General features: G+C 65.4%; 13 protein-coding genes. 7 read left to right on the forward strand and 6 right to left on the reverse strand.

Annotation, left to right across the window (positions count from 1 at the left end; translation table 11 throughout):
* Positions 1-660, reverse strand: a complete 660-nt coding sequence (locus AC1DSF_RS11975; protein ID WP_478128478.1) for a peroxiredoxin — start codon at positions 658-660, stop codon at positions 1-3.
* A gap of 151 nt (positions 661-811) precedes the next feature.
* On the opposite strand from AC1DSF_RS11975, the gene AC1DSF_RS11980 reads away from it, so the two are divergent.
* Positions 812-2,833, forward strand: a complete 2,022-nt coding sequence (locus AC1DSF_RS11980; protein ID WP_478128477.1) for an acetoacetate--CoA ligase — start codon at positions 812-814, stop codon at positions 2,831-2,833.
* Positions 2,834-2,841: 8 nt separating this feature from the next.
* A complete protein-coding gene (locus AC1DSF_RS11985) occupies positions 2,842-3,276 on the forward strand; it encodes a YbaY family lipoprotein (RefSeq protein ID WP_478128476.1) in 435 nt (144 codons plus the stop codon).
* Between the two features lie 25 nt (positions 3,277-3,301).
* Here the strand turns inward: AC1DSF_RS11985 and AC1DSF_RS11990 are convergent, their stop codons facing one another.
* Positions 3,302-3,703, reverse strand: a complete 402-nt coding sequence (locus AC1DSF_RS11990; RefSeq protein ID WP_478128475.1) for a phage holin family protein — start codon at positions 3,701-3,703, stop codon at positions 3,302-3,304.
* Between the two features lie 123 nt (positions 3,704-3,826).
* On the opposite strand from AC1DSF_RS11990, the gene AC1DSF_RS11995 reads away from it, so the two are divergent.
* The 4 genes from AC1DSF_RS11995 (at position 3,827) to AC1DSF_RS12010 (ending at position 8,002) form a co-directional block, all read left to right on the forward strand.
* Positions 3,827-4,333 carry a MerR family transcriptional regulator gene (locus AC1DSF_RS11995; RefSeq protein WP_478128474.1) on the forward strand — a complete coding sequence of 169 codons (507 nt, stop codon included), beginning with the start codon at positions 3,827-3,829 and terminating at the stop codon, positions 4,331-4,333.
* A gap of 8 nt (positions 4,334-4,341) precedes the next feature.
* On the forward strand, positions 4,342-5,880 hold the full coding sequence (locus tag AC1DSF_RS12000; protein ID WP_478128473.1) for an MFS transporter: 1,539 nt from the start codon (positions 4,342-4,344) through the stop codon (positions 5,878-5,880).
* 71 nt (positions 5,881-5,951) lie between these two features.
* Positions 5,952-6,590, forward strand: coding sequence for a hypothetical protein (locus tag AC1DSF_RS12005; RefSeq protein ID WP_478128472.1), 639 nt, complete (start codon positions 5,952-5,954; stop codon positions 6,588-6,590).
* Between the two features lie 125 nt (positions 6,591-6,715).
* Positions 6,716-8,002 carry a CynX/NimT family MFS transporter gene (locus tag AC1DSF_RS12010; RefSeq protein ID WP_478128471.1) on the forward strand — a complete coding sequence of 429 codons (1,287 nt, stop codon included), beginning with the start codon at positions 6,716-6,718 and terminating at the stop codon, positions 8,000-8,002.
* Here AC1DSF_RS12010 and AC1DSF_RS12015 read toward each other — a convergent pair whose 3' ends face one another.
* Positions 8,003-8,371: a hypothetical protein gene (locus tag AC1DSF_RS12015; protein WP_478128470.1), complete on the reverse strand. Its 369-nt coding sequence runs from the start codon at positions 8,369-8,371 to the stop codon at positions 8,003-8,005.
* Positions 8,372-8,411: 40 nt separating this feature from the next.
* Complete coding sequence (locus tag AC1DSF_RS12020) at positions 8,412-9,035, reverse strand: murein L,D-transpeptidase catalytic domain-containing protein (RefSeq protein WP_478128469.1); 624 nt, start codon at positions 9,033-9,035, stop codon at positions 8,412-8,414.
* A 182-nt stretch (positions 9,036-9,217) separates the two neighbouring features.
* On the opposite strand from AC1DSF_RS12020, the gene AC1DSF_RS12025 reads away from it, so the two are divergent.
* Entirely contained in the window at positions 9,218-10,987 is a 1,770-nt protein-coding gene (locus AC1DSF_RS12025) for a tannase/feruloyl esterase family alpha/beta hydrolase (protein ID WP_478128468.1), read from the forward strand.
* 4 nt (positions 10,988-10,991) lie between these two features.
* On the opposite strand, the gene AC1DSF_RS12030 is transcribed toward AC1DSF_RS12025, so the two are convergent.
* Positions 10,992-11,384, reverse strand: a complete 393-nt coding sequence (locus tag AC1DSF_RS12030) for a hypothetical protein (RefSeq protein WP_478128467.1) — start codon at positions 11,382-11,384, stop codon at positions 10,992-10,994.
* Between the two features lie 89 nt (positions 11,385-11,473).
* Positions 11,474-12,403 carry a LysR substrate-binding domain-containing protein gene (locus AC1DSF_RS12035; protein ID WP_478128466.1) on the reverse strand — a complete coding sequence of 310 codons (930 nt, stop codon included), beginning with the start codon at positions 12,401-12,403 and terminating at the stop codon, positions 11,474-11,476.
* Between the last annotated feature and the right edge of the window lie 67 nt (positions 12,404-12,470).

A 12,470-nucleotide genomic window follows, 5' to 3' on the forward strand; every position in this document is an offset into this window, starting at 1 on the left:
TCAGCCCGGCTGCTTGACCACGCGCAGATAGGGCTTGGGCGCCTTCCAGCCTTCCGGATAGAGCTTCTTGGCCTCTTCGTCGGACACCGAGCCGGCGATGATCACGTCGTCGCCGTTCTTCCAGTTCACCGGGGTCGCGACCTTGTGCGCGGCCGTGAGCTGCATCGAGTCGAGCACCCGCAGGATCTCGTCGAAGTTGCGGCCGGTGGTCATCGGGTAGGTCAGCATCAGCTTGATGCGCTTGTCCGGACCGATGATGAAGACCGAACGCACCGTCGCATTGGTGGCCGCGGTGCGGCCTTCGGAAGTTCCGGGCTCTTCGGCCGGCAGCATGTTGTAGAGCTTGGCCACGGCAAGGTCGGTGTCGCCGATCATCGGGTACTTCGGCAAATAGCCCTGCGTTTCCTCGATGTCCTTGGCCCATTTGTCGTGCGCATCGACCGGATCGATGCTCAGGCCGATCAGCTTGGCGTTGCGCTTGGTGAACTCAGGCTCGATCTTCGCCATATAACCAAGTTCGGTGGTGCAAACCGGTGTGAAGTCTTTCGGGTGCGAAAACAGGACGGCCCATTTGTCGCCGATCCAGTCGTGGAACTTGATCGGCCCCTGGGTGGTGTTTGCCGTGAAATCGGGGGTGACGTCGTTGATGCGCAGGGACATGTCCGCTCCTTCAAAAAATGGGTTTGCCAGATCACCCAAAAGTACACCACGATCTGATGACACAAACAAGCCGTGTGACCCTGCTCTCGGCGAAGCGCCTCTGTGCTTACCCGCATTGAAGGACCGGGCCGGCGCGCGATAGGCTCGCTGGGTGAACCCGACAACACCTGCACCCTTCATTCCCCAGATTCGCCTATATCAGAACTGGCTACGCGACGAGCGCGGCCTTTCTTTCGATTCCTACGATGCCCTCTGGCGCTGGTCGGTCACCGATCTTGCGGCGTTCTGGCAGAGCATCTGGGATTTCTTCGGCATGCACTCCCCGACGGCGGCGTCCAGCGTCATCGCCGACAGGCACATGCCCGGCACACGCTGGTTCTCCGGCGCGCAGGTGAACTACACGCGCGAAGTGTTCCGCCACGTCGATGCAGCACACGCTGCGGGCATGCCGGCGATCGTCAGCGAGAACGAACTCGGCGAAGTGCGCGAGATGTCGTGGCCCGAACTGCGGCGGCAAGTCGCCGCTTTCGCGTTGACGCTGCGCGAGCTCGGCGTCGAACGCGGTGACCGGGTTGCCGCGTACATGCCCAACGTGCCGGAGACGCTCGTCGCGTTTCTGGCGTGTTCGAGCATCGGCGCGGTGTGGAGCGTGTGCGCGCCCGACATGGGCACGGTCGCCGTGGTCGACCGCTTCAGGCAGATCGAGCCGAAGGTGTTGATCGCCGTCGACGGCATCCACTATGGCGGCAAGCCGCTGGACCGCAGTGCCGTGGTGCGCGAACTGCGCGAGGCATTGCCCAGCGTGCGCAAGCTGGTGCTGGTGCGCACGCCTTTCGCGGCGGCTCCGATGCAGGCCGAAGCCGAGTGGACAAGCGCGACGTCGCGCGACGATGCCGCGACCGCCGCCTTCGAGCCCGAATGGCTGCCTTTCGACCATCCGATCTGGATCGTGTATTCGAGCGGCACCACCGGATTGCCCAAACCGATCGTGCATGGCCAGGGCGGGATCATCGTCAACATGTACGCGTGCGGTCTGCACCACGACTTGGGCCCGAGCTACAGCGCCAACAACTTCGGCGAGCGCTACCACTGGTACAGCTCGACGGGCTGGGTCATGTGGAACTCGCAACTCTCGGGGCTCGCCTTCGGCGCGACCATCTGCATCTATGACGGCAATCCGGCGGGCAGCCGGGAAAAGATCGACTGGGGCGTGCTGTGGCGCTTCGTTGCGAGGCACAAGGTGACCTTCTTCGGCGCGGGCGCGGCGTATTTCGCCAACTGCATGAAGGGTGGCCTGGTCGCAAAGGATTGCGGCGATCTCTCGCGGGTGCGCGCGCTCGGCAGCACGGGATCGCCGCTGGCTGAGGACGTGCAGCGCTGGGGCACCGCGCAAGTGCTCGCGGCAGGTTCACCGGCGGTGTGGTGGTACAACATTTCAGGCGGCACCGACTTTTGCGGAGCGTTCGTCGGCGGCAACCGCGAACTGCCCGAAGTGCCGGGCCAGATGCAATGCCGCTTCCTCGGCGCGGCGGTCGAGGCATGGAACGAATCCGGCCAGCCGATCATCGGCGAAGTCGGCGAACTGGTGTGCATCCAGCCCATTCCGTCCATGCCGCTCTACTTCTGGGGCGACGAAGGCAACGCGCGCTATCTGTCGAGCTACTTCGACACCTACCCCGGCGTCTGGCGCCATGGTGACTGGATCAAGATCGGCGAAGACGGCGGCTGCATCATCTACGGCCGAAGCGACGCCACCATCAATCGCCAGGGACTGCGCATGGGCACCAGCGAGATCTACACCGCGGTCGAAGGCCTTGCGGAGGTGCTCGACTCGATGGTGGTCGACCTCGAATACCTTGGCCGCGAAAGCTACATGCCGCTGTTCGTGGTGCTGCGCGACGGCGTGCCGCTCGACGATGCGATGCGCGCGAAGATCAACAACGCCATCAAGATTTCGCTGTCGCCGCGCTTCGTGCCCAATGGCATCTATCAGGTCGCGGAAATTCCGCGCACGCTTTCGGGCAAGAAGCAGGAACTGCCGATCAAAAAGCTGCTCCTGGGCCAACCCCTCGAACGGGTCGTGAACCGGGAGGCGATGGCCAATCCGGGGAGCCTCGACTGGTATGTGGCGTTCGCCGCGAGGCACGCCCAGGCGCAGAGTGCTTCGGCATGAAAAGACGCTTGGCTCTTCGTCTCGCCGGTGCTGCCGCCGGGCTTGCGCTGCTGGTGGCTTGCGGCAGCGCGATGAACAGGGGGAATGAATCGCCCGCGGCCAGGACGGAACCGCTGCGCGTGACAGGCACCGTCGCCTATCGCGAACGGATGGCGCTCGACCCTTCGGTGGAAATCGTGGTCCAGTTGCTCGACGTCTCCCGCATGGATGCACCTGCGGTCGTGCTTGCGGAGCAGCGATTCCGGGCCAATGGCAAGCAGGTGCCGTTTCCGTTCGAGCTGAGCGTGGACCCCACCCGCATCGACCCACGCATGCGCTATACGGTGTCGGCGCGCATGCTGCAGGGCGACCAGCTGCTCTTCGTCACGGACACCGCCTATCCGGTGCTGACCCTGCGGCACGGCAACACCGCGAGCCTGATGCTGGTGAAGCCGGCGCCTTAGTTCTTGGCCTGATCCTGGCTGAGGCTCAGAGCCACTTGCCGTCGGACGGCATCTGGATGGTTGTCTCGGGCGTGCCGCCGCTGATCAGCGCGCCGATGCAGATGCTCAAGAGCGAGATGAAGATGCTCGCGAAAAGGGCCGTCCAAAAGCCCGACACCTTGAAACCGCGCACCAGCGCCGACACCAGCAGGATCATCAGTGCGTTGATCACGAGGATGAAGAGGCCGAAGGTCACCAGCGTCAGCGGCAGGGTGAGGATGATGAGCAGGGGCCGGACGATGGCGTTGGCGAAGCCGAGCAGCAGCGCCGAGATCACGAGCGACGAGGCGCTTTCGAATTGGATCCCTTTGAAGATGTGACTGGCCACCCACAGCGAAAGTGCGGTGATCGCCCAGGTGATCAGGAAAGGGGTCAAGGAATTCAGCATGTCGAAAAGCCCTCTTGTCGTTGATCCGGCTCATCATATCGGCCGGAATGCGTGTCCATCGGTGGGCGCCGCCAAAATCCCAAAGCTATACGTGAACGTACACGTTTGGGTAGAATCGCGAGCATGGCCGATTCAGAAGGCACCATCACTGTCCGCGACGCCGCAGCCCGCCTGGGCGTGACGCCTCGCACGCTCAAGTACTACGAAGAGCTGGGCATCGTGGTCCCGGTGCGCAGCGAAAGCCGCTATCGGCTCTATGAGTCAGCCGACCTCGACAAGCTCGCACGCGTGCTGCGGCTGCGGTCCCTTGGTTTCTCGCTCACGGCGATCACGGCCATGGTCCAGCAGCCTTTCGACGCCCCGGCCGAGGGCGGGCGGCCGAGGCTTTCCAATGCTTCCCTCAAGACGCTGAAGGCGACGCTGTCCACGCAGCTCGAAGCGCTCGACACGCGCATCGCCCAGGTTCGGCGCGAGCTCAAGGAAGCTGCCACACTGCGCGCGCAATTGCGCCGCGACATCGATTACGTGGAACGCAGGCTCGCCGGCGAGCCGGTCGAGGCGGCGCTGCAGGAGCTCAAGCGCGGGCAGTCCGCACCGGCATCCAATACCCGGCGAAAACCGGGCGGCTGAGCACGTCCATGGTCGCATTGCCCCGCCGCGAGTTGGACGTCGCTGCGCTCGCGCCCTGGGTCATCGGGCTCGTGACGGGGATCGACTATTTCGACAACGCGCTGTTTGCCTTTTTCGCGAGCTACATCGCGGGGGGTGTCAGTGCGTCGGCCGACGAACTGGTATGGGCATCGAGTGCCTACACCCTGGGCGCGGTGCTCGGCATCCTTCAGCAACACAGCTGGGTCGAGCGCGTGGGCTATCGCCGCTACCTGGCCGTCGCCATGTTCGCCTTCGCAGCCGGCGGCATCGGTGCGGCGCTCAGCGAGAACTCCATCCAGCTGATGCTGGCGCGCGGCTTCCAGGGCTATTTCGTCGGCCCCATGTTGGGAGCTTGCCGCATCCTGATCCAGATCGGCATTCCTTTGCAGCGCCGTGCCAAGTCGCTTCGAGCCTTCATGATGCTCATCGTGTTCAGCGGCGCTCTGGCTCCGGTCATCGGCGCCTTCCTCGTCACGCATTTCGAATGGCGTTCGCTTTTCTTCTGCACAGCACCGGCCGCCGTGCTTGCCGGCGTTCTCGCGCTCTGGACGGTGCCTGACGTGGGCGACGTCGCACCGCACGAGCGCACCGAGCCGCATCACGTGGCTTACGTCGTCTTCGCGCTGGCGCAGGCGGCCTTGCAGGTCGTGCTCACGCGCACTCACTACGAGCTCTTTTCCGGATCGCCCACGCTGATCGGGCTGGCCATTGCAGGAGTGGCGGGCCTCGGCTGGTTCGCCTACCAGCAGTGGCAGCATCCGGCGCCGCTCGTGCGCCTGCAAGCTCTTCGGCTACGGACTTTCCAGGTGGGGCTCGCGCTCTACGTCGTCTACTACTACATGTCGACCGGCTTCAGCTATCTGCTGCCACGGCTGATGGAGGGCGGACTCGGTTTCACCGTCGGCGACACCGGCTACTTCACGGGCGCGATGTCGCTGGTGAGCGGCATGCTGGTGTTCGTCTACCTCAAGTACTCGGCGCGCGTGACGCGCAAGAAGTGGCTCATCGTGCCGGGCTTCGGCATCGCGGCGACCGCGGCCCTCTGGTTCGCGCAAATGTCGCCCCAGGTGGGCCGCCTTCAGCTGGCGGCGCCGTTGCTGCTGCGCGGACTCATGATGCTGTTCGTGGTGCTGCCGGTGGCGGGCATCACGTTTCGATCTTTCGAAGCCGATGACTTCGCGCACAGCTATCGGCTGAAGAACCTGGTGCGCCAATTGGCGATCTCGTTTGCGACGGCCAGCGTCATCGCGCTTCAGCAGCATCGGGTGGCGCTCCACGGCACGAGGCTGGCCGAATCGTCGAGCGCATCCAACCCTGCCTTCATGCAGTCGCTCGACATGCTGACGCGCGGCTTCCAGGCCGGCGGGCATGCCTTGGGCGACGCCCACGGCATGGCGGTCGCGACGCTTTCGCGCATGCTCGAGCAGCAGGCCACCTTCATGGCTTCGCTCGACGGTTTTCATGTGATCGCGGTCGTTGCGCTGGTTGCCGGCGCGTACGCGGCCTGGCAGCGCGAGATCGACTGAGGCGCTCGCCCGCGTCAAAAAAACTCGTCGTCGCCCCTGTTCTCCGGCCCGCTTCCTGCCGATAGAGCGGAGTGACCATCTCGGCCAGTCAGCAAGCAAGCTATCGAATCCTGATGCGCGAAGGGTGCAGGATCGTCTACGGCCAAATGCCGCTGGTGGAGTTTCTTCGGCTGCTGAAGCAGGCCAACGACAGCGAGGTGTTGCACGCCGGGGTCGCGCGCATGCTGGATGCGACCGCCGTCATCGGGTCTCCCGACGCGCTCGAACGCCTGCGCCGGCAAGAAACCCCCGCCGCCATCGAACGCATGCGCGCGCGGCTCGGGCGGGACGCGCTGCGTCTCGACTTCCATTCGATCCGTTGGCTGGCCGCTGGCGAACACGGGCCCGCAAGCCTGGCGCTCTTCATGCTTCTGACGGGAGTGCGTCCGCGCCACTACCGGGGCACCCAGCGTGATCTTCCCCGAGACGCGAACGCCTTTCGGCGTTGCCGTCTCTTGATCGAACAAGTGCCGGCACTGCGGCAGGCGTTGCCGATATTGGCGCGCCGCGTGGGCGAACGCGGCGTTGCCGAATGGGCCGCGCTTGCCGAAGCGTGGGACGACCTTTGCATGCACATGGACCATGAAGCGCCCGACTGGCGGCGGGGCCCGGTCAAGGCGCCAGTGCTCACTGCGATGCTGGCTTGCTTTCGCGAACTCGAAATGGCGTGAGGCGACGGGCGCTCGCCGCAGCCTTCCCCCGTCTGCGGACGCGGACAACTCCCTGGCGCGCCGTGCCGTTCGGATGATCCGGCTACAGTCCTTTTCGCCTCGCAGTCTCAAACCCAATCAAACAAATGCCTCAACCAGCCCGAGCGTCCGGCTCCCGCGCGGACGACCTTCTCGGTGTCGACGCTCCTCCTCACGTTGCCAAGCCCCCGTCTTTCGGCGCTCCGTCCCAGGCGCAGACGCGCGCGCGGCAGCTGCTGCTCGGCCTGAGCGTGATCCTGATCGCTTTCAATTTGCGGCCGCTGTTCGGCAGCCTCTCGGTGTTGCTGCCGGAAGTCATGAAGGACACGGGCTTGACACCCACCGGTGCCAGCATGCTCACGACCCTGCCGCTTCTTTGCCTGGGCGTTTTCGCGGCACCGACGCCGGCGCTGGCGCGACGCTTCGGCCCCGAACGTACTCTGCTGGGCGCACTGCTGCTCATCTGCATCGGTTCGCTGCTGCGCGGCACTGGCAGCCTGCCGATGCTGTTCTTCGCGTCGGCCCTGGGCGGCGCGGGCATCGCTGTAGGCAACGTGCTGTTGCCCGGCCTTGTGAAGCGCGACTTCAGCAGCCATGCCGCCATGATGACCGGCTTCTACACACTGGCGGTGTGTGCGGGCGCATCGAGTGCCGCCGCGTTCACGGTGCCGCTGGAACATCTTTTGGGCGGGGCCTGGACGGCTGCGCTGGCCTTCTGGGCCCTGCCCGCCGGGCTCGTGGTGCTGCTCTGGGCGCCACAGGCGCTGGCATCGCCTTCGCGTCAGATCCAAGCCAGCGCGCACGTCGGCAGCTTGCGGCGCGACCGGCTCGCCTGGCAGGTCACCTGCTTCATGGGGCTGCAGTCGTCGCTGGCCTACATCGTGATGGGATGGCTCGCGCCCATGCTGCGCGAGCGCGGACTCGACAGCGCCACTGCCGGCTACGTGCTGGGCGTTTCCATCCTCGTTCAACTGGCGACCTGCCTCGTGACGCCCTCGATCGCGGCGCGCTGCCGCGATCAGCGCGGGCTGACGCTCGGCATTACAGTCGTCATCCTGATGGCGATGCTCGCTTTTCTCTTCGCGCCGCTCAACGGTGTGTGGTTCTGGGCCGTGCTGCTCGGCTGCGGACAGGGCGGCGCTTTCGCACTGGCACTCAGCCTCATCGTGATGCGCTCGCCCGACGCGGCAGTGACGGCGCGGCTGTCGGCGATGGCACAGGGTTGGGGCTATGTGCTCGCCAGCACCGGGCCGCTCATCGCAGGGCTGCTGCGCGGCTGGACAGGCGGCTTCCAGTCATCCGCGATCCTGATGGTGATCGTGGCCGCGGGCATGGCCTGGAGCGGTTGGGGCGCGGGACGACGGCTGCACGTGCTGCGCGATCATCGCGGCTGATCAGGCCAGTTCGAACTGCTCGCGGAACATCGCGCAGAAGTCCGGCGTGCCGCTGATCGCGATCGTGACTGTGTGACGGGGCTCGCTCGGCGGGCCTGCGCGCACACGCAGCTCTCGCGTTTCTTCGTTGAATTCGAGCGACTCCGGAACGCTCGTTTCCTGCATGCCTTGCAGGTCGTAGTCCCACTCCCCGCCTTCGCCGACTGCGCCGCGGCTGCCGCGAAAAGTGTCGTGCGCCCAGGCGAGCACCTGCTCGATTTCGGCGCGAACCGCTGCGATATGCCGTGGGCCCACGGTGGCCATGGCATCGAACACGCCGATGCCTTCGGTGTCTTCGCTGTAGTCGAAGTCAAGATAGTCGAGAGTCATGCGCGCGACGCTACATCAACTGCGGCAGCCCGGACGCACGCTAGTCCGCGGAACTGCCCGGAATTGCAGCCACCGCATAAATGAGCGCACCACCGCGCAGTAGCTCGATGACCGTGTCGCGATCGGCGGATGAGAAGACCATGCATCCGTCGCTCCTGCCGGCAACTCCAAGCGCGGCGATCATTTCCGGCTCCACGTACGACTGCGCATGGATCACGATCAATCGCTTGTATGCGTTCCTGTTCGTTGGTGACAGGCCGCGCAAGCGCATGGAGAGGCCGTTGCCTTCCGTGGGGCTCATGTACACCTCGTCCGTCTTGAAAAGGCCCAGGCTGCTCGCGTTGCTGTCGACCTCGTCCAGGAAGACGTTGGGCACCCCATCCATGTCGTCGGGCTCCGAGCCGATACCGTGCGCCACGATGAAGCTGTGAATGACGGTGCCGCTCGTTCGATCGATCACGTGAAACCGCGGTTGGTTGGAGCGCGTCGAGTAGTCCAGCACGGCCGCATACGGATGCTCGGAACTCTGCGCCAGCACGTAGCCAATGGCGGATTCGACCAGCGCGGAGCGCCCGGTCTGCGCATACGCGAGCCTCGGGGCGGCCGCAGTGCCGAGCCCGAGTTGAATTCCAATCATCATCCGAAGCAGCCATCGTCTTTTCATACGAGACCTCACTTGCAGATCGCCCGCCACCCCCCTGGGGGGAGGGCAATGATTGCACGGCATACCCAAGTGCGCCAGCGACCGCTCGGCGGAAATGCGCAACGCCCGCTTGCGGAGCCGGCGAAGTAGTTATAAAAAACAACCGCGCGCGCTTTGCTCCAGCACTACAACAGGAGACGTGGATGAAGCTCAAGGATCGACTCCCGGCGCCCTTTGCCTTGCTCCTGCTCGGAGCGGCGGCATCCGGTCATGCGGCAACGCCCATCGCGTGCAATGCCTTGCTCAACCAGTCCATCGAGGGCGCGACCATCACCAGCGCCGTGCTCAACCCGCCGACGTCGACCTTGCCCGAGCACTGCGAGATCCTCGGCACCATCGGCCAGCACACAGGCGCCGACGGCCAGACCTACGCGGTCAAGTTCCATCTGCGCATGCCGACCGCCTGGAGCGAGCGCTTCTACTACTCGGGCGGCGGCGGGCTCGACGGCAGCGTCGGTGGGGCCGATTCGCCGCAACTCGCGCAAGGGTATGCCGTGGTGTCCACCGACAGTGGGCACGATGCCGCGCTGAACATCTCGGCAATCGCCGGCAACGCCGAATTCGGATTCGATCCGCAGGCGCGCCTCGACTATGGCTACGAGGGACCTGGCCGGGTGGCGCAGGCGGCCAAGGCCATCACCCGCGCCTACTACCGGCAGAGGATCAGGTATTCGTACTTCGAAGGTTGCTCCGAAGGCGGCCGCGAGGGCTTGATGTTCTCGCAGCGCTATCCCGACATCTTCGACGGCATCATCGCCGGCAATCCCGGCATCGATCTGCCCAAGGCCGCGGTCGCGGAGGCTTGGGACACGCAAGCTTTCGCCAAGGCCGCGCGTGCGTTGACGCCATTCGGCAATCCCGACCTCGCCACTTCGTTCACGCCTGCGGAGTTGAGCGCGATCGGCGACGCGATCCTGAAGGAATGCGACGGGAAGGACGGTCTCGTCGACGGCATGGTGACGAACCCCCAAGCCTGCCGCTTCGACCCGCAGACGCTGGGGCCCCAGGGCTCGGGCATGTTGTCGGCCAATCAGGTCGCGGCCTTGAAAGACGTCTTCGGCGGTGCCAGGAACTCGAAAGGCCGAGCGCTCTACGCTGGCTGGTTCTGGGATCCGGGCATTGCTGCGGCCGGCTGGCGCATCTGGAAGATCGGGCCGCTCTTTCCTGGCCCGGGCAATACGTCGCTCAACACCACCTTGGGCGGCTCGGCACTGCCCTTCGTTTTCACCACGCCGCCCAATTCCCAGACGGCGGGGACGCCCGGTCATCCGGGCACGGTCGTCACGACGGCGGGTCCCGCGCCCGGCCTGCCGGGACTCAATGACGCTTTCATGCCTTGGCTGCTCGGCTACAGCATGGATGTCGACGCTCCGAAGATCTACGCTCGCAGCGGCATCTTCTCGCAGTCGGCCATGGACTTCATGGGCACCAGCTCGACCGACTATCGCCGCTTCCGCTCGGGCGGCAGCAAGCTCATCGTCTACAGCGGCCAGGCGGACCCCGTCTTCTCGTCGAAGTACCACATCGGTTGGTACCAGGACTTGATGGAGCGCGTTGGCGGTGTGCGCGCGACACAGCAATTTGCGCGTCTGTTCGTCGTGCCGGGAATGAATCATTGCGGCGGCGGCTATGCCACGTCGCAGTTCGACGCGTTCAGTGCCTTGGTCAACTGGGTCGAGCACGGAAGTGGGCCGGCTTCTCTTGTGGGCACCGCGCCCGCGGACACGCCGTGGCCGGGACGCACGCGGCCGATCTGCGCATACCCTGCGCAAGCGCGCTATGTGGGACACGGGAGCATCGAGGATGCCGCCAACTTCGCGTGTGTCGCAGTGCGTGAGGATGACAGGGACCACGGCGGCCGGCGCAATGGCGACCGCGACGGCGATGGCAACGGCGATCACGACCACCGCTGAAGGGTCAGGTGAGACGCGACGGCGGTTCGCTGTGTGACTTGGAAAACGCTGCGGCTGCGGCTTGCAGTTCGGGCACGAGCGTCAGCAGCCGGCGAGTGAGCCAATAGAGCTGCGCCGCATCGATGGGGTCCGGCAGCCTCAGCGTGTTGATCAGCCGCTGCGGGCGATCCCCGAATCCGAGAGAGGTCAGCGGCTCGAGGATTGCCGCCAGATCGGCCCGAACATGCTCGTCCACGAGCTCATGCTCATCCAGCCGGTGCCAGATGGCGCGCACTGCGCGCTCGCACATCTCGCCGTCCGACAGCGGAGCTTCCGCTTCTGGAAAGCCCAGCGCGCTCATCGGCATCTGCTGGATACCGGCTGTCTCTGCGCGTCCAAGACCTCTTCGTGAAGGCATGGGGTGCTCCTTCATGATGCCCACACGATACGCCGTGCAGGGGCAAGCGGCAATGCCATCGTCGAACGCGTCGTGCTGTGGGGACGCTCCTACGGTGCGCCGGCGAGTCGGTTCGACGCCACGGCACCCGCCTCTTCGAGCAGCCAGGCGCGAAAAAGCCTCAGTGCGGGCCGCTCGTCCTGCGTCGCGGGCATCACCAGGAAATAGCTGCGCTCGCCACGCAGCGGCCGGTCGCACGCGACGACGAGCTCGCCCCGCGCCAGTTCGGCTTCGATCAGCATGCTCGGGATCAGGGCCACGCCCAAGCCATGCGCCGCGGCGATCGCCAGCATCGAGAACAGTTCATAGCGCGGGCCGCTGTGGGCACGCGGCGCGTCCACGTTCTGCGCATCGAACCATTGGCGCCAGCCCTCAGGACGCGTGCTCTGCTGAAGCAAGGGCATGCGCGCCACCGCGAGCGGCGACAGCGGCTTGCGCCCGGTGAGCAATGCGGGGCTGCACACGGGAACCACGTCCTCGTTGAGCAGCACGGTCGATTGCGTACCGGCCCAGTTGGCTGTCTGCGAAGCGGTGCCCGCATAGATCGCCGCATCGAAGGGCGTGTCGTTGAACAGAAAAGGCCGCGTGCGCGTTTCGATATGCACGGTGATGTCGGGATGCTTCGCCGCAAAGTCTGGCAGCCGCGGGATCAACCACCGTGTCGCGAAGGTCGGCACGGCTGCGAGCTGAAGCGAGCCGCCTTGCCCCTGCCGCGCCATGGCATCGAGCGTGTCGCGCTCCATGGTGTCGAGCTGGCGGGCGATCTGGCGCGCATAGTCGGCACCCGCCGGGGTGAGCGCGACGCCATGGCGCGTGCGGCGGAACAGCGCCATCCCGAGGAACTCTTCCAGTGCGGTGATCTGGCGAGACACGGCGCTCTGCGTCAGCGCCAACTCCTGCGCGGCGCGCGTATAGCTTTCGTGGCGGGCGGCGGCCTCGAAGCAGATCAAGGCTTGGGTCGAGGGGATCTTGCGGCGCATGGTATGCGAAGGCTACATAGTTCGAGAGGCGCCGCCGTCACGCGGTCAATGAATCGGCGGCGATGTA

The sequence above is a fragment of the Variovorax sp. 01N429 genome, assembly GCF_056399425.1.